Below are 16955 nucleotides of genomic sequence, written 5' to 3'. Positions count from 1 at the left end.
CGGTTTCTTTCAGATTCTTAGGGTAAATTGTCAGATTCTTAAGGTGTTAGCGAACCTGTTTTGGTGTTACTCCAGTGAGTCGCTTAAACTGTTGTGTCAGATGGCTTTGACTGGAGAAGCCGACTTGTAGAGCGATGTCGGCAATCGCCAAGTCCGTTTTCATCAACATCACTTTCGCCCGTTCCACTCGCTGTTTAATCACATACTGATGCGGCGAAATCCCTATTACTTTCTTAAACAAGCTTGCAAAGTAAGTCGGGCTTATATTAACAACGCTTGCCAGCTCAGCCAGGGATAAGTCTCGATTCAAGTAAGTGTGAATGTAATCGATCGCCTGCTGCAACTGGATACCAGAGAAGCTGCTGTTGGGTGATGCGATCGGTTGCGTTAGGTTTGAATAGTGCCGCAGCAAATGAATTGCCAGAATTTGTGTGAGCGATTCGACATAGAGTTTTCCCATCATCCCGCCCGATCGCAACTCAGCCAATATCAGCATGCCAATCTGGTGAAGTTGCAAATCTTGCTGACCGAAGCTATGCACAAGCTCGAAACGGTTTGAATCAATATCGGAGGCTTCAGCAACCTGTTGAATCAGTTCCGGCTTCAAGCAAATATGTAGCGGAGTGCAAATGACACCACTCTTATCTCGACACCAGTAGCTCGGTTGTCCAGCTGGGACAAAGAGATTGTCCCCTTCGTGAAGGATTGATTCATGCAGGCGATCGTCCCGTTTCTGAATTAAAGGGGCGGGATTTCCTAGGTGCAAGTTGAGCCAATGGTCTGAGAGGGCTGAGAGTTCCACCTCAAAAGCTGAAACAGGGCTTTGGCACTGTTCAACCAGAACGCCATTCCAGTTCGCTTGCTGACTGGAAAGCATCAGCTTTTTATTGAACTGTTGGCTGAGTTCGAGCGAGTTGAGCAGGTTGCTGGCCATGGAGCTTTCTCTTACCGATTGCTTACAGTTGTAGAGTAGATTCGTTCTCGCTTTCTTCAACCTGATTCTAGCCCAGCAAAAATGGTCACCAGCCAGTATCCATCCAATGGTTACATGCTAAAACCTAATATCGCGATCGATGCCTCTCCCACTAGAGGCATTTCGCTACCTCAATAAGCAGATCATTACTTAAGGGGTAGTGCATTTTAGTAAAGGACAGATGAAAAGCCAAGCTCTTCCGGCTCTGCGAGCGGGTGCATCCCAGTTATTCAATGAGTAGAAGTGCTTAGTGCAGATTAAAGGCAGACACTGTAGTCTCAGAGGGTGTTTAGAGATACGGAGAGTGTAGCAAAACTCAAGCCAGCCTACGCAGCATCAGACGAATCATCGCACTGTGGATGAAGGCTTCGGATGAAGCGGTCAAGCGCTCGTAATCAAGATTCAGCCGACGACACCAGTGCAGCCAACCGTAGGTACGCTCTACTGTCCAGCGTCTAGGGAGCACCACGAAGCCTTTTGTCCCCTCGCGCCGCAGCACAACTTCGATGCTCCAGCGGCAGGTATCCATCACCCACTCCAGGAAGTCTTTACCCGCAAAGCCGCCATCAACCCAGACCATCAACCCAGATGTGAACCAAGCGTGGGAGCCGATGGCGTTCTTGATGCACCTGCTTGAGCAATTGCTTTGCCCCTTCGCGTTCAGGCACGTTGACCGCCACCACGCGCACGGCAATGAGTAAGCCGAGCGTATCAACCAGGGTAAAGCGTTTGCGACCTTTGGTCTTTTTGGCTGCGTCGTCACCAACCGCCTCATCGACCATGACCGCAGTGGAAACGCTTTGAGAATCTAAACTTGCAGCACTCGGACTCGGCTCACGGTTCTCTTCCAGTCGCACCCACTCGACTAGATGATCATGGATGCGCTTCCAACTGCCGTCGTCGCGCCACTTGCGGAAGTAGTAATAGACCGTTGAGTAAGGCGGATACTGCTTGGGCAACAAGCGCCAAGCACAACCGCTCACTAGCACATACAAGATCGTTTGCACCACCAGCATCAAGTTCACACTGCGCGGTCTACCTGTTGCATGAGCGGGGCTGAGTAGTGCAGCAAACAATGGGTACTGTTCAAGTGTCAGTTCGCTGGCGTAGGCTAAGGTCATGGCTTCCTGGAAGGCTGTTGAGCATTTGATAAACTTCAGCCTAAACTCTAGGGAGCTTTCCTAATACCGGTGTCCACTGCTACTTCCTAAACATCCTCTAAGAGTTGAATGATTTCTCACCCGTTTTATCGGCAAGAAATCATTCAACCGCAAGGCATTTGCCGGATTCTCTAGACCTTGTAACACCAAGGGTTCTAGCTTTTAATGCCCATTTTGATGACAAGCGTGCTTGGGTTCAGAAGGCGGCACGTCTAGCGCTGGGTTGCAATCAAAAAAGCCGACGGGCTTGAGCATAAAGCCAGAGTAAGCCGTTGGCATGACGGGCCAATCCTCTGGGCGAGGAATGTGGTGATGCCCAAAGTTGTACCAAACCACGATGTCGGTATTTTCAATCGAGCGGTTCGCCTGCGTCCACTGGGGCAAGCCCTCGCCGCCGGGATGCTGATTAGGATAGTCTCCAGCCGGATAGCGCTCAGCAGGGTCGTAGGGCGTGACCCACAGGTGTTTGCCCATAAAGCCAGCCCGCTTCATGATGGGTGCGTCGGGGTGGGCAAAGGGCAGCACGTTTTCTCCGGGCGCAAGCTTGAAGCCGACAGGCTGCCCCAGGCGGTTTGTGACGTTGGGGTTCACCACTTTCCAGTAGCGGGCAGTGAAGGGGTCGATCAGGCGTTGGGCCTGCTGCTCGGTCGTCAGCAGCGTCGAGACGGCATAGAACGCATTGCCCATTGGGTTTTCGGGGCCCATCGGCTCGGCTTCGGTGTTGACTTCGTAGACGGAGTTCGCTGTGCCATCCAGGTCAAAGTCCAGCCGCATACAGAAAAAGTGCTGATGGTTGGTGGCGTTTAACTCTGGGGCAACTAGCGTGCCATACTTCGGTGTATTTGCCAGCGCCGCGCAAAGCAAAATGCCTGTTAGCTTGACTTCAAACTGGATGCTACCGTCCTGGTAGAAGTACCAGAAAAAGGCGTATTCATAATTGTCCACCGTGGCGATGAAGGAAATGGCCAGACGGCGCGATCGCCGCACTTCCACACTCTCTCTGCGCCAGTCGGTGTGCTTCCACAGCATTCCAAAGTCTTCTTCGTGCAGGCAGATGGCGTTTTCAATCACCGACACCTCGCCCCGGCTGTTGGTCAGCACGCCGTCAAAATAGTAAATCTCGCCCACACAGTCGCAGCCCAGCTTAAGGGAATTGGCCAGCAGCCCCACGCCATGTTCACCTACGTCAAACGCATTTTTGCGATAGTGCTGCGGGCGCGGGTCGCCATAGGGCACGACCATTTCTGCCATCGAAGCGCGATAGAGAATCGGTCGCAGCCGTCCCTGGTCTTCGTAGCCGACGCAATACAGCACTAGCCCTTCGCGGGGAGTAAAGCCAATGCGAAAATCCCACTTTTGCCAACGGATGTGGTGCCCGTTGACCTGAAAGCTGGGGCCTTCGGGCTGGGTAATATGTAGCGGCTTGATATCTCTGCGAAACTCCCGCATAAAGCGGGCTTCGTATTCCCCTGGCTCTGGCGGCACAGACACCACGCCCAAGTCATCAATGCGGATCAGCTCCATTTTGTTCAAATCCACCACCGGAATCAGTCCGTCGATGGGGCGGGCGTAGGCGTTGCTATCGGGCGTGGCGCGGAGATAGCAGAGGCAGCGCGAAAAGCGGATACCCTTTTCGTCCTCAAAGCCAAAGTTGCCCGGTGCCCACGGATCGACCATCACCAAATCCAGGTTGGTGATGCCCCGCTTTGCCAGCGCCGCGTGAAAGTCGGGGTGTGCCTTGACGACGGCTTCGCACTCTACTAGCTCGTCGGCCATGATATTGGGCTGCACTCCTGGCACAGGTTTCCAGGTGATGACCCGTTCCTGGGTCAGGGAAACCACCGCTTCGTAGGTTTGCCCTGTTGCATTGTCTAGCAAGACAAACGCGACTTCTCGATCGAGGCGATCGCCCGGTTGATAAGCCTGCACCAGCGCCTTGGGCGGTTCACGCAGCGTGACGGAGGGAAACCGGAAACTGTCGCCTACGTTCTTTTGCTGCCGCAGCAAAGAAACTGCCTGGGTAATTTCGGCAGCCGTTAAGGGTTCTAGAGGATGTAATGCAAGAGCCTGAGGATTGGAAGAGGCAGGTGTTTCGCGGGTTGTGGTCATACAAAATTGGGGAGGTGATTCTAGAAATTCAACATCAAAATAGGTCGTCAGTTCAGGGCGACCAGTGGCCGGGCCTTCATTGGGCTGGCGCAAAGAAGCCCAATCTCTGAAGATACTCAATTCTGTGAGGGGTTGTGGTGTGCGTTGTTGCGAAGCGGGAGCGGGCAGCAGAAAAGCCGTGTTGGGAACAGGAGAGAAAGGGACGCAAAATGTAAAAGAGCCAGGTTGATCAGGGTCAACTGGCTCTCCTATTGGCTCTCTTCGGGAAGCAAGGTATTGCTGAGTCGGGCTATCAGCTTCGCTTTTCGCGGTCTTGGCGACGGCGATCGCGCCATTCTACAGCCGTTAAATAAATCACCCCGCCGGTCACGCTGACCAGCAGCAGCGCCGCCAGCACCGCCAACACATTCAGCGGGGACAGACTCAGGGCAGACACATCAAGCGTATCAAGGGTCATTGCAAAAATTGTGAATCTGGACGGAAGTCTTAATCAATCCAGTTAGACCAGTTAGAAACCGTTGCGCCCCCAAACCACCAGCGAGATTGAAAACGTGAATAGAACCAGCAAAGAAACCCATCCCAACGTCAAAATATCCATAGCAAAATCTCAAACACAGCGGGTGCAAATGATTTCAAGCTCCTATTTTACGGCAAAAGGACAGCATTCCTGAAGTCCCCTGCCAGCCAGGATGCGATCGGAAATTGGGGCGGTAACGGTCTGAACAGCGATTTCCCGTTCTCAATTGTTCCGCGTGATTTAGAAAAATTGGGTATTTCTGCGGAAAAAAAAGCCGTCAGATCGGCCGCGTCCTGTGGTTTGATTACAGTAACTCGCAGATTTACAGGGCTTGCGCCTGGGCGGGGTGAGGAGAAGCATGAGCCGACTGGGGCGCTATCGGTCGCGGGTGATGACGCGCCAACGCAAGCATTTGGTCTTATACGTCACGGCGGCAGCAGCGTTCCATGCGGGCGCGGTGACCGCAGGCTGGGTCGCGTGGCAACTGCCGGAGCCGCCACAGGTTGAGCTGCCCAGCCCTGCCCAGCCAATCGAGTTTGTTTACCTGGATGCTCCTGAAACGGGAGCGGTAGAAGCTGCGCTGCGCCGCGCCCAGGTGTCTCAGAAAGCGACTGGCGAAAAGGTGGACGTTTTACCCACCAATGCGGGCAAGGCTGTGGAGTTTCAGAAGGATGCGGTGACGCTAGCGGGCAGCAAGGGGACTGCGCTGGATGAAGGAACTGCGGCGCTCGCCCCCGCGGAAGATCAGTCCGAAAAAGCCCTGCCGCAGCCCGCTGCCCATGCCAGCCGCCCGGCGATCGCCCCTGCCGCGCCTGCCCCGGCTCCTAGCCCGATTCGTGAAGCGATCCCTGCGGAAATCGCCCCATCCGCTGCTCCGGCTCCCGTCCCGTCCACCCCTCCCCCGCCCGCTGCCTCTCCCAGCCCTGCGGCGACGCCAGTGGCGGCGGCCCCGGCGGCTCCGACCCCCAACGGTTTGCCCGCGCTGAGTCCGGCTCCCTTTGCGCCGCCAGAATCGATTCCCTCGCCCCTGGCCCGGCCGCCATTGCCGCCCCCCCAGCCGCTCTGGGAAGCCGCACTGCCGCCCCCACCAGACTTTTTGCCCGTCTCGCCTCAGCCACCCCAGCCCTTGCCAGAAGTGGTCGTTGCTGGCAACCCTGCCGCTGCGCCGCCACCCCCCGGTCAGGGACTAGACGGCATCGCCAACCCAGACCGCACGACGGCGGCCAATCCGCCGGGACTCTCCGCCCAGCGCGACCCTGCGTGGGGCGAGTACGTTAACCAACTCAACCGGGACGTGCAGGAAGTCTGGCAGCAGGTGCCGATTGATCGACCCTACCGCGTCACGATTCGGCTCACCCTGGATCGCGCAGGCAACCTGCTCGACTTGCAGCTTGCGGAACCCTCTGGCTTTGCCGATGCCGATGCCGCTGCGATCGCCGCTGTGCAGCAGTCCGCCCCGTTTGAGCCGTTTCCTGCCACCGCCACGCGCGATCGCATCCGCGTCAACCTCACGTTTAACTACAATTTGGTGGAACCGGGAGCGGCGGCCCGCGATCCAGGCGCTAAAGAGTGAGTCCGTTTGCCGCCTGAAGCCCGAAAGCCGCCTCCTAAAATCTGACACTCGCTAAGATTCAAGCATGAATCCTAAATCGCTGCGGGTGACGACCGCGATTAAATCCGAGCATCTGGAAGGGGCGATCGCCGAGTTGGCGGGGCGCTACTTGCGGGCGACCAAAACCGGGGCGCGAGTAGTGACCCAGCCGACGGAGTTTCCCGTCTCGTCCTACTGTGCGCCGCTATTGGAAGACTGGCACAGCGGCAAGGTGAGCTATGGGCCGGGAACCATCACGCTGGTCTTTAGCGGCGGCGTGCTAGATGAAGCGGCTGACCTGCTGATTTACAAACCGGAGGGGGGCGATCGCCTGCTCTATGGCAACCCGTCTGCCAGCCGCCGCGAGTCGCAATTGCCGCTGCCGCTGGGAAGTGTGACTGACAACCCCGCACAAGCCAGTGCAGGAAAGGGCGATCGCCCCCGTTCGGGAGCAGCCCCCGATGACCTGGGACGGCAAGTGCAGGCCCTCAGCGATATTTTGGTGGAATTGACCGAACATCAGCGGGCGGTAGAAAGTCGCTTGCGGGAGAGGGCAGGCAGCGTCGCAGACAGCGCTTCAAACAGCGCTTCAAACGGTTCCGCCGCCGGACTTTCTGCCCCGCAAATTCAAAAACTGCTGGAGGCCCAGGCAGCCAGCTTTGCCCAGATGCTGGCTAGCCAGATGGCCGCCACCACGCGCCACTTTGGGCAACGGCTCGACCAGATCCAGGCGCAGCTCGAGCAAATTCAGGCGCAGCTCGACCTGCCCGAAGACCTGCCCGACCCGCAGACCGAGACCGAATGGCAGCAGCGCATCCAGGCAACCTGGGGCACGGTGGGCGACTATGAGCAATACAGCGCTAGCCATCGTGAAGCCAACGCCGAAACGCCTCTGTTCCACACGCCAGACTGGGTGGCGCTGTGCGAACTGGACTGGGCCCGGCGGCTGCATCCCGTGTTGGCGCAACTGCACCAGATGATCCACAGTGAGGAGGGCATTGGCTATGCCGGGGCGGACGTGTTGCAGCAGTTTGGCTGTCATGTTGATGCACGCACGGGCGATCGCTATTACATCTACAAGCTGGGCGGATTCAGCGCCTACGATGCGCTCTGGCAAACGGCGACACACCCCCAGCAATCCTGGCTGCCCGCATTGCAGCGCCTCCGCAAAAAAGCCGCCCGCTTCCCCGATGTGTTTCATCTGTTTGGCTGGGAACCAGAGGCGATCGCCGCTCTCGATACGGTTGTCGAACGACTCTTGCGGGAAAAGCAGTCAGCAGGGCAACAGTCGGCCGGATCGACCCACGGCAGCCACCACTACGCCAAGCGCCCCGGCAATACGATTCCCGATTACTTGGCTCTGCTGAATTTGGGCCCTTTTACCCCGATCACGCCGGAATCGCTCAAACGCGCCTACAAGCAGGCGATGAAAACAGCACACCCCGATACTGGCGGCAGCAAGGAACTGGCCCAGCGGGTGAATGAAGCCTATGAAGCGGTGCTGCGGCATTACTTTCCTAGTGCTTGAACCCGGTGCTTGAGGGCAGAAGACCATATCGATTTTGGATTGCTAGATGCAGACTGCGAGTTGGGATTTTGGATCGCTAGATGCAGGCTGCGAGTTGGGATTTTGGATTTTGGATTGCGGGTTGCGAGGTATTTACCCATTGCGTTCGGAGTGCCCGTTGGGAGAATTGGCCTGGCTCCGTTGGGCGAAATTGCTGACACGCTCTAGATCCCTGATAATTGGGAATAGTCTCCAGACCTAAGCCGCAATTGATCCAAGCTGAAACCCTCAATCTGTTGGAATGGCCGCGCCTGTGCCAGCATCTCGCCACCTTTGCTGCGACGAAATTGGGCGCAAGAGTCGCGCAAGATCTGCGAATTCCCGATACCCAGACCAAGAGCGAGGCGCTATTGGCGCAAACCCGCGAGGTCTATCAGCTTGAAACCGCGCTGCCGGTTTCGCTTAGCTTCGAGGGTATTCAGGACATTGGCGACGCGCTGGAACGGGCTGCATTGCAAGGCATCTTGAGTGGAGACGATTTGCTGGCGATCGCCACTACGCTTTCTGGCGCACGCACCCTCCGCCGCACGATTGACCAATATCCCGACCTGACCACGCTCAATGCCCTGGTTGAGGACTTGCGAACCTATCCCGAACTAGAGCAAGAAATCCACCGCTGCATCGACGAGCGCGGCCGGGTTATGGACCGCGCCAGTGCTAAATTGGGCGGCATCCGCGAGCAGCTTAAGCAGCAGCGCGATCGCATTTATCAAATCTTGCAGGGCATTTTGCAGCGCCACGGCAACGCCGTGCAGGAAGCGCTGATTACTCAGCGGGGCGATCGCTTTGTGCTGCCCGTCAAGTCTTCCCACAAAGACATCATCCCTGGCATCGTCCACGACACCTCCACCAGCGGCGCAACGCTCTATGTAGAGCCAAATGCCATCGTCAGCTACGGCAACCAGCTTCGGCAATTGCTAAAGCAAGAACAGGTGGAAGAAGAAGCCGTCCGCCGCGCCCTCAGCGAACAGGTTGCAGGCGTTCACGAAGATTTAGAAAGACTGCTGGCGATCGCCACGACGCTTGACCTGGCCACCGCCCGCGCCCACTATTCCCTCTGGCTCGGCGCAAATCCCCCGCGTTTTGTGGAATTTGGGAGTCAGGACTCTGGAGACTCCGCCAACGGCTCTGCGTCTGTGGTTGCCCCAATTACCCTCCGCCAACTCCGCCACCCGCTCCTCATCTGGCAGCATCAGCACGAGCAGGGACCGGCCGTCGTGCCGATCGATCTGGTCATCCAGCCCCAAATCCGCGTCGTTGCCATCACCGGCCCCAACACGGGCGGCAAAACCGTGACGCTGAAAACGCTCGGACTGGCGGCGCTGATGGCAAAAGTGGGGCTATTTGTTCCCGCCCGCGAACCCGTGGAAATGCCCTGGTTTCACCAAGTCCTGGCTGACATCGGCGACGAGCAATCGCTTCAGCAAAGCCTTTCGACCTTTTCTGGACACATTCGCCGGATCGGCCGGATTTTGGCGGCACTGTCGGGTGATGCTGAGCAGCAGGCAGGCTCTAGCACTCCCACCCCCTCTCTGGTTCTTCTGGACGAAGTGGGTGCAGGGACTGACCCCTCGGAAGGCAGCGCCCTGGCGATCGCCCTCCTCCGCTACTTAGCCGATCACGCCGCCTTAACCGTTGCCACGACCCACTACGGCGAACTGAAGGCGCTGAAGTATCAAGACGAGCGCTTCGAGAATGCCTCGGTGGAATTTGACGATGTGACGCTATCCCCCACCTATCGGCTGCTTTGGGGCATTCCGGGACGTTCAAACGCGCTGGCGATCGCCCAGCGGCTCGGCCTCAACCCGGCAATCGTGGAGGCGGCCCGGGCGCAGATCGGCGCAGGCTCCGAGAGCGACGTCAACCGCGTGATTGCCGGACTGGAGCAGCAGCGCCGCCAGCAGGAGGAAAAGACAAAATCTGCGGATCAGTTGATTCGAGAAACGGAGCGATTGCATCAGGAGATCTTGCAACGAGCGGAGATGCTGCGGCAGCGCGAACGGGAACTGCAACAGCAGCAAGAAGAGGCCGTGCAGGCGGCGATCGCCCAGGCTAAAGCTGAAATCGCTAGGGTAATTCGCCAGCTTCAGCGCGGCCCCGAAACGGCCCAAACCGCCCAGCAGGCCACCGAAGCCCTGAATGACCTCGCCGATCGCCACTTGCCCTCGCGTCAGGCTCCACCCAAACCGAAGCCTGGATTTCGTCCCAAAGTGGGCGATCGCGTCCGTATTCCCCGGTTGGGACAGGTTGCCGAAGTGCTGACGAATCCCGATGACAGCGGCGAATTTACCGTCCGCTTTGGGCTGATGAAGATGACCGTTTCTCTGGCGGATGTGGAGTCGCTGCAAGGGGAAAAAGCTGAACTGCCTGCCAAGGAGCAGGGATCGGCCGCCAAGGGCCAGAGCGCAGAAAAGAAGCGACCGTCAGAGAAATCTGCGGAGGAAAAGCCGCCCGAAGCCCCCGCGATTCGCACGTCAAAGAACACCCTCGACCTGCGGGGCAGCCGGGTGGCAGATGCAGAGATTGAGCTAGAACGGGCGATCGCCAGCGCCCAGCCGGGTCCCCTGTGGATCATCCATGGCCACGGCACGGGCAAACTGCGGCAGGGCGTTCATGCTTTCCTGAAGGAGCATCCGCAGGTGTCGCGCTTTGAGGCGGCAGAGCAGGCAGACGGTGGCTCTGGCGTGACGGTTGCTTATATAGAATGAAGACGAGCCTGGAACTCGCTGAACGCCAAGGAGTTGCCGATGTCTCTGACGGTGAAAGACCTGGAAGCCTTGCAAGCCAAACTGGGCAGTGACTATCGGATGGAGCTTGTAGACGGGAAGATTACGGTTATGAGTCCGTCGGGCTATGAGTCAGATGAAGTCGCCTTTCGGTTTGGTCGTCGTCTGGCAGATTGGGTAGAGCCAAATCGCCTGGGTCGGGTGACGGGTTCTAGCGCTGGGTTTACGCTGCCCGATTCCAACACCCGCGCCCCGGATGTGTCCTTTGTCAGGGCTGAGCGACTGCGCCGCGCCCCGCGCAACTTTGCCCCGGTTGCCCCTGACCTGATGGTAGAGGTCAAGTCACCCAGCGATACGGTGGAAGAGTTGGAACGTAAGATTGCAAATTTTTTGGCCCAGGGAACGCAGGTTGGAATTTTGATTAACCCTGAAGACTCGACGGTGAGGGTGTTTCAGTCTGGCAAGGAGCCGATCACCCTGCGAAACGGAGATGTGCTGACGCTGCCAGATTTGCTGCCGGGATGGTCGGTGGCGATCGCCGAACTCTGGTCGCCCGTGTTTGACGAGGAACCATAGCGTTGCCGATTTTGCTGCTATGACCCAATGCGATCGCCCTTTGGCTTACAGCACCTTTTCTAGCCCGTAGACCAGCGATTTTAACGCCAGCACCTTGCGAATGCAGAGCAGCACACCGGGCATATAGGACGCGCGATCGCTCGTGTCGTGGCGCAGGGTATAAAGCTGCCCTGGTGCGCCAAAGATGACTTCTTGATGGGCAATTAAACCGGGAAGCCGGACGCTGTGGATGCGGATGCCATCTTCGGTTTGACTGCCGCGTGCGCCAGGGAGTTTCTCGGTTTCATCAACGGTCGGCGGATTAAAGGCTTTGCCAAATTCCGCTAAAAGCTGCGCCGTTTGAATCGCTGTGCCGCTGGGCGCGTCGGCTTTTTGGTTGTGGTGCAGTTCGATAATTTCCACATGGTCAAAATAGCGCGATGCCTGCACCGCCGCCTGCTGCATCAGCACCACGCCAATCGAGAAATTGGGAATCACCAGACAGCCGATGCTCGCCTTGTCAGCAAAGTCTGCCAGATCGTTAAGTTGCTCCACACTCAGCCCCGTCGTGCCAATCACCGGACGCACCCCGTAGGCGATCGCCGCCCGCGCATTTTCATACACCACGTCAGGATGGGTAAAATCCACCATCACAGCGGGCTGCTTTTCCTGCGATGCTAGCGCCAGCGTGCCCTGCATGTCGTTGAGAATGGGCACCTCCAGCAGGCCGCAGCCGGCCACCTCGCCCACGTCCTGCCCAATCCGCTCTGGGTTGCGGGCCAGCGCCCCTACCAGGGTCATGTCTTTGCTGGCGGCGATCGCCTTGATGGTTTCGCGCCCCATCTTGCCCGTCGCGCCGTTTACCACGACCGGAATCGGAGCCTGTGTCATTGGAGCCTGCGTCATAGCCAAACGGTTCTCTGCTCAACATTTGGCATTGTATAGCGGTTCGGGATTTCTCGCTGCGGTGCGCGTTGGCTCTGGGGCAACGCATGACTGTCTTAGCGGAATCTGAATCAAGAAAGTCGTGCCCTGCCCTGTGTCGGACTGGCAAATTAGTTGCCCACGATGTTTTTCTGTGACGATTTGATGGCTAATGGCTAACCCCAATCCAGTTCCTTTGCCGAGCGGCTTGGTGGTGTAAAATGCTTCATAAATCTGGGCTTGCACTGCTTTGGGAATGCCAGGGCCATTGTCTGCAATACAGATCGCAACGTGCTTTTCTGCATTGTCAAGTTCAATCAGGGATGTGCAGATCTTGATGACAGGTGCTTTGTCCTGGGGCATTCGCTCTAGCGTGCTTGATTGATTGGCTTTATACGTCTCGCAGGCTTCTTCTAGCGCGTCGATTGCGTTGCTCAAGATGTTCATAAACACTTGATTAAGCTGTCCTGCATAGCATTCCACTTTGGGCAGATCGCCATACTCTCGCACCACCTGAATGCAGGGGCGATCGCCCTTTGGCTTGAGGCGATGCTGCAAAATCATCAGCGTGCTGTCGATGCCGTCGTGAATATTCACGGGCTTCATTTCCGCTTCGTCTACGCGAGAAAAGTTCCGCAGCGACAGCACAATCTGACGAATCCGGTCTGCGCCAATCTGCATGGAGGAAAGAGTCTTGGGCAAATCACTCTCAATAAACTCTAGATCGCTGTCGGCTAAGACCTCTGCCACAGCAGGCGCAGGCTGGGGAACCGTTTCTCGATACAGCGTCAGCAAATTGAGCAATTCCTGCGTATAGCTGCTGACGTGATTGATATTGCCGTAGATAAAATTAACGGGATTATTGATTTCGTGAGCAATGCCCGACACAAGCTGCCCTAGATTTGAAAGCTTTTCCGCCTGGATGAGGCGAGACTGGGTACTCTGAAGCTCTCGCAGCGCCCGTTCTAGCTCTCGATTCGCCGCTTCTAGCTTGGCCGGACTGGGCAGCGCCAGCGCCTGAGGAATCAGCGGCACTAGCTCTATCGCCGTATAAATCGAAATGATAGCCGTGAACGCTTTGACCACACCCGACAGCCAGTAGCTTGGATGCCAAATCGTCCAGATATCTATCAGATGTCCTATGCCGCAAGCGATGATGAACGCTCCAAACAACACAAACATCCAGTTAAACGGAACATCTCTGCGCTTGGCGATGAAGTAAAGGAGCAAGGCGGGAATCGAGAAATAAGCCAGGGCGATCGCCGCATTGGAAACAACATGCAACCACACCAGCCAGGGTTGCCACAGGTAACAGTGCCCGTGGGGAATATAGCCCTGCGAACTCAAAAGCGTGTGCAGCACGTTTGCCATAGGTTTGGAGGAGAGGCGAATCTTGAAGCAATCTATGAAGCAATCTATAAAGATCGCTACTTGAGAATGCCCACTCTAATAGATTGAGCTAACATCTCTTTGCCATGAGGCAAATGTATGAAATTTGCTCGCTCAAAAGGAGATCTTTAGCTTCGGATTTCACTAGCTTCGGATTTCACTAATCTCCAAGGGCGATCGCCGCTTAGCTCCTTAGTCATCAACTTGCAGCAAGCCCATCTGGAGACGATCCAGGATAGTGCGAATATGATGAATATCTTCCATGCCCAGATATAGATCCGACATCATGAGCTGATGCAGCATTTGCTCGTCTTCACGGGTGATTTTGCCCGTTGCCACAATCCGGTTGGCAACATCCCCAATCCCATATTCTATGGAGAACCCTGCTTGCGTCTTCATGGAAACTCAACAAAAGTAACTACATTTAGGGTCATAAATTTACAAAGGTTTCGCCATCCCCCGATGGGATCACCCAAGGGTTCCAGCATTCAACCGCTGGACTGAATTTGGTCTGCAAGTCGCAAAAACCGAATCTGGATGTCTATCGGCGGTGTATCGTGCCATTTCGCTCCTAAATCGCTGCGGAAAATGCGGACTCAAACACCCGGTTCAGCGCTCTATGAGGGGCGATCGCCCAGTTTTCGCATCCGGTTTCAAGACCTGTTAAAGGCTTGCCAAATCAGGTATTTTGGCAGAAAGCTGCTTTTAGCTTTCCCAGAAACTTAAAGGAAATATAAAAATCTCATAAAAGTTTCATGACATTTCTGCGGACTGGAAAAAGCACTGAAAAAGCTCAGTATCCTTACACAGGAGGTTTCTGCGCTCAGTCCATCCTGTTTCTGACTTGCCGGACTCTGGCTTGCCGTACTGTGATGAGTTCGATGAATTCCTATGTCCAATGTCATCGGATTGCTGCCTGCTGGCGGACAGGCGACCCGGCTTTCGCCCCTGCCGCTAAGTAAAGAGCTTTACCCTTTGGGCTTTCGCACAAGTGCCGATGGGCGCACTGTTCCCAAAGTCGTCAGCCACTATCTGCTGGAGAAAATGCAGCGGGCGGGGATTGCCAAAGCCTTTTTTATTTTGCGGCCAGGCAAGTGGGATATTCCCGCCTACTATGGCGACGGCGCACTGGTGCAGATGCGTCTGGGCTATCTGACGGTGCAGGTGCCCTACGGCGTGCCCTACACGCTGGATCAGGCTTACCCGTTTTTGCAGGGCGCGACCGTGGCGATTGGGTTTCCCGACATCCTGTTTCAGCCGGAAAACGCCTACGCCGCATTGCTAGAACGGCTGGCGCGAGGGAGCGCGGACGTGGTGCTGGGGCTATTTCCGACCAAAAACTTTCGCAAAGCGGGCATGGTGCAGTTTGATGAAATCGGGTATGTGCAGCAAATTGTTGAAAAACCGCAGCAGACGGACTTGAAATATATGTGGGCGATCGCCGTTTGGTCGCCCCGCTTTACCGAGTTTTTGCATGAGTTCGTCAGCGGCCCCATTCCCGAAACGGAAGTTCCCATTGGCGACGTGATCCAGGCTGGAATCAACGCGGGGTTGCGCGTCGAAGCAGAAGCCTTTCCCGATGGCTCCTATCTAGATGTCGGCACGCCAGACGACTTGGCACGGGCGATTCGGCAACTTACGCCGCCGGAGGGATAGTGCTGAAGATGGAAGATGGAAGACTGAAGACGGAAGACTGAAAATTGAAAACTAGAGAGCATTGGGGTCAATGCTGAGCGATCGCAGGCGCTCTGCCAGTTTTTCGGCCCGTTCGCGTTCGGCTTCGGCTTGCTGCTGCACTTGCTGGAGTTGCTCTTGCGTGTGGGCGATCGCCCCCACACGCTGTCCCCCCGTGACGCTGCTCCCACAATCCTTGTATCCTGTGAAATGCCACAGCAAGTAAAAAATACGGCAGGGAAAAACGGTGCTGGATATCAAGCAAATTCGGGAGAATCCGGAGCAGGTGCAGGCAAAGCTGGATCTGCGGGGCGGCGGGTATGACCTGAAGCCAATTTTGGCGCTAGACCAGCAGCAGCGTGAGCTAGAAGTGGGGCGATCGCAGCTTCAGGCCCGCAGCAACGAAATCGGCAAACTGGTGGGGCAAAAGATGAAATCGGGAGCCAAGCCCGACGATGCCGAAGTGCTGGCGCTCAAAGAAGAGGGCAACCAGATTAAGGCGCAACTGAGCGATCTGGAGCCAAAAGAGAAGGAGATCAAAGAACAACTGCAAGCACTCTTGCTCACGTTTCCCAACCTGCCCAGCGATGAAACGCCTGTCGGCAAAAGCGAAGACGAAAACGTGGAAATTCGTCGCTGGGGCGATGAATACATTCCCACTAATCCTGATATCCTGCCCCACTATGAAATTGGCGAAAAGCTGGGTATTTTGAACTTTGAGCGATCGGTGAAAATTGCCCAGAGCCGTTTTGTGACACTGCTGGGGGCAGGCGCGGCACTGGAGCGGGCGCTGATCCAGTTCATGCTCGATCGCCACACGCAGGCCGGCTTTGTAGAGGTGTTGCCGCCGATTTTGATTAACACAGCCTCGCTGACGGCATCGGGGCAGTTGCCGAAGTTTGCGGATGAAAGCTTTAAGTGCGATCGCGACGATCTCTGGCTCACCCCCACCGCCGAAGTGCCCATCACCAGCCTCTACCGAGATGAAATCCTGGAAGCCGATGCCCTGCCGATCTACCACTGCGCCTACACGCCCTGCTTCCGGCGCGAGGCCGGTAGCTATGGGCGAGATACACGGGGGCTAATCCGCCTGCACCAGTTCAACAAGGTGGAAATGTTCAAGTTCGTTCACCCAGACACCTCGATGGACGAACTGGAGAGCCTCACCCAGGCGGCCGAGGGGGTGCTGCAAGCGCTGAAGCTGCCCTATCGTGTGATTGCCCTCTGCACAGGCGATTTGGGCTTTGCCTCGGTAAAAACCTACGACCTGGAAGTGTGGCTGCCCAGCCAGGGCAAATATCGGGAAATCTCAAGCTGCTCCAACTGCACCGATTTTCAGGCTCGTCGTGCTAGCCTCCGGTTCAAAGAAGCCGGTAAGAAGGGAACCCAGTTTCTCCACACGCTGAACGGCTCTGGACTTGCCGTGGGGCGCACCATGGCCGCCATTCTGGAAAACTATCAGCAGCCGGATGGAACCGTTGCCGTTCCCGAAGCGCTGCAACCCTATCTGGGACGCGACGTGCTATGACGCAAATCAGCTACAGCGTTTTTGAAGCTAGTGAGGCACACGGATGGTCAATAAGCCCTTGCCTCGTGAGGGCAGCATGTGCCTCACCCCGCAAGAAAATGCTGTATAACGCAAATCATAGGCCTACATCAGCCCTGATCTCTGGCTTTTAGCAATCAGTGCTGGAGACTCGGTGCGGGAGATTTTTCAGGCTTGAGTTTCAGATTTGCAGCCAATTTGTGGCTAGATTCTGGCCAGATTCT

General features: G+C 56.4%; 14 protein-coding genes and 1 pseudogene. 6 read left to right on the top strand and 9 right to left on the bottom strand.

The annotated features are described in order from the left end of the window. Positions 1-46: 46 nt before the first annotated feature. From IGS16_RS06045 to petN, 5 genes and pseudogenes are all read right to left on the bottom strand, one after another. Positions 47-934, bottom strand: coding sequence for an AraC family transcriptional regulator (locus IGS16_RS06045; RefSeq protein WP_297084198.1), 888 nt, complete (start codon positions 932-934; stop codon positions 47-49). A 355-nt stretch (positions 935-1289) separates the two neighbouring features. After that, a pseudogene (locus tag IGS16_RS06040) lies at positions 1290-2094 on the bottom strand (IS5 family transposase). Positions 2095-2295: 201 nt separating this feature from the next. Next, positions 2296-4242, bottom strand: a complete 1947-nt coding sequence (locus tag IGS16_RS06035; RefSeq protein WP_297084196.1) for a primary-amine oxidase — start codon at positions 4240-4242, stop codon at positions 2296-2298. Between the two features lie 292 nt (positions 4243-4534). Then, positions 4535-4699, bottom strand: coding sequence for a hypothetical protein (locus IGS16_RS06030; RefSeq protein WP_297084194.1), 165 nt, complete (start codon positions 4697-4699; stop codon positions 4535-4537). A gap of 51 nt (positions 4700-4750) precedes the next feature. Further along, positions 4751-4840 (bottom strand): cytochrome b6-f complex subunit PetN, encoded by a 90-nt coding sequence (gene petN, locus IGS16_RS06025; RefSeq protein ID WP_068510235.1) that lies wholly within the window; start codon positions 4838-4840, stop codon positions 4751-4753. A gap of 277 nt (positions 4841-5117) precedes the next feature. On the opposite strand from petN, the gene IGS16_RS06020 reads away from it, so the two are divergent. From IGS16_RS06020 to IGS16_RS06005, 4 genes are all read left to right on the top strand, one after another. Then, positions 5118-6332 carry a TonB family protein gene (locus IGS16_RS06020; protein ID WP_297084192.1) on the top strand — a complete coding sequence of 405 codons (1215 nt, stop codon included), beginning with the start codon at positions 5118-5120 and terminating at the stop codon, positions 6330-6332. A 64-nt stretch (positions 6333-6396) separates the two neighbouring features. Then, entirely contained in the window at positions 6397-7878 is a 1482-nt protein-coding gene (locus IGS16_RS06015; RefSeq protein ID WP_297084190.1) for a hypothetical protein, read from the top strand. Between the two features lie 248 nt (positions 7879-8126). Beyond that, positions 8127-10625 carry an endonuclease MutS2 gene (locus IGS16_RS06010; RefSeq protein WP_297084188.1) on the top strand — a complete coding sequence of 833 codons (2499 nt, stop codon included), beginning with the start codon at positions 8127-8129 and terminating at the stop codon, positions 10623-10625. A gap of 39 nt (positions 10626-10664) precedes the next feature. Continuing rightward, the gene (locus tag IGS16_RS06005) at positions 10665-11219 is read left to right on the top strand and encodes a Uma2 family endonuclease (protein ID WP_297084186.1); all 555 of its coding nucleotides are present in this window, start codon (positions 10665-10667) and stop codon (positions 11217-11219) included. A 45-nt stretch (positions 11220-11264) separates the two neighbouring features. Here the strand turns inward: IGS16_RS06005 and dapB are convergent, their stop codons facing one another. The 3 genes from dapB to IGS16_RS05990 form a co-directional block, all read right to left on the bottom strand. Continuing rightward, positions 11265-12104 (bottom strand): 4-hydroxy-tetrahydrodipicolinate reductase, encoded by an 840-nt coding sequence (gene dapB / locus IGS16_RS06000; RefSeq protein ID WP_297084184.1) that lies wholly within the window; start codon positions 12102-12104, stop codon positions 11265-11267. 18 nt (positions 12105-12122) lie between these two features. Further along, positions 12123-13493, bottom strand: coding sequence for an ATP-binding protein (locus tag IGS16_RS05995; protein ID WP_297084183.1), 1371 nt, complete (start codon positions 13491-13493; stop codon positions 12123-12125). A gap of 210 nt (positions 13494-13703) precedes the next feature. Further along, positions 13704-13910: a hypothetical protein gene (locus tag IGS16_RS05990; protein ID WP_297084181.1), complete on the bottom strand. Its 207-nt coding sequence runs from the start codon at positions 13908-13910 to the stop codon at positions 13704-13706. A gap of 492 nt (positions 13911-14402) precedes the next feature. Here IGS16_RS05990 and IGS16_RS05985 point away from each other — a divergent pair, with 492 nt between their 5' ends. After that, positions 14403-15167, top strand: a complete 765-nt coding sequence (locus IGS16_RS05985; RefSeq protein ID WP_297084179.1) for a sugar phosphate nucleotidyltransferase — start codon at positions 14403-14405, stop codon at positions 15165-15167. Between the two features lie 51 nt (positions 15168-15218). Here IGS16_RS05985 and IGS16_RS05980 read toward each other — a convergent pair whose 3' ends face one another. Then, positions 15219-15407 (bottom strand): hypothetical protein, encoded by a 189-nt coding sequence (locus IGS16_RS05980; RefSeq protein ID WP_297084177.1) that lies wholly within the window; start codon positions 15405-15407, stop codon positions 15219-15221. Positions 15408-15432: 25 nt separating this feature from the next. Here IGS16_RS05980 and serS point away from each other — a divergent pair, with 25 nt between their 5' ends. Then, positions 15433-16713: a serine--tRNA ligase gene (gene serS / locus IGS16_RS05975; protein ID WP_297084175.1), complete on the top strand. Its 1281-nt coding sequence runs from the start codon at positions 15433-15435 to the stop codon at positions 16711-16713. Positions 16714-16955: the final 242 nt, after the last annotated feature.

Origin of the sequence: Thermoleptolyngbya sp. C42_A2020_037 (assembly GCF_015272455.1) — a bacterium.
Taxonomy (GTDB): Bacteria; Cyanobacteriota; Cyanobacteriia; order Elainellales; family Elainellaceae; genus Thermoleptolyngbya.
Note: the sequence above shows the minus strand (reverse complement) of the source record. Positions and strands in the feature narration are given on the sequence as shown.

Bases quoted from the DNA above. Each gene is read 5' to 3' on its own strand.
- IGS16_RS06045 (WP_297084198.1), bottom strand. From the start codon at position 934: ATGGCCAGCAACCTGCTCAACTCGCTCGAACTCAGCCAACAGTTCAAT.
- IGS16_RS06035 (WP_297084196.1), bottom strand. From the start codon at position 4,242: ATGACCACAACCCGCGAAACACCTGCCTCTTCCAATCCTCAGGCTCTT.
- IGS16_RS06030 (WP_297084194.1), bottom strand. From the start codon at position 4,699: ATGACCCTTGATACGCTTGATGTGTCTGCCCTGAGTCTGTCCCCGCTG.
- petN (WP_068510235.1), bottom strand. From the start codon at position 4,840: ATGGATATTTTGACGTTGGGATGGGTTTCTTTGCTGGTTCTATTCACG.
- IGS16_RS06020 (WP_297084192.1), top strand. From the start codon at position 5,118: ATGAGCCGACTGGGGCGCTATCGGTCGCGGGTGATGACGCGCCAACGC.
- IGS16_RS06015 (WP_297084190.1), top strand. From the start codon at position 6,397: ATGAATCCTAAATCGCTGCGGGTGACGACCGCGATTAAATCCGAGCAT.
- IGS16_RS06005 (WP_297084186.1), top strand. From the start codon at position 10,665: ATGTCTCTGACGGTGAAAGACCTGGAAGCCTTGCAAGCCAAACTGGGC.
- dapB (WP_297084184.1), bottom strand. From the start codon at position 12,104: ATGACGCAGGCTCCAATGACACAGGCTCCGATTCCGGTCGTGGTAAAC.
- IGS16_RS05995 (WP_297084183.1), bottom strand. From the start codon at position 13,493: ATGGCAAACGTGCTGCACACGCTTTTGAGTTCGCAGGGCTATATTCCC.
- IGS16_RS05990 (WP_297084181.1), bottom strand. From the start codon at position 13,910: ATGAAGACGCAAGCAGGGTTCTCCATAGAATATGGGATTGGGGATGTT.
- IGS16_RS05985 (WP_297084179.1), top strand. From the start codon at position 14,403: ATGTCCAATGTCATCGGATTGCTGCCTGCTGGCGGACAGGCGACCCGG.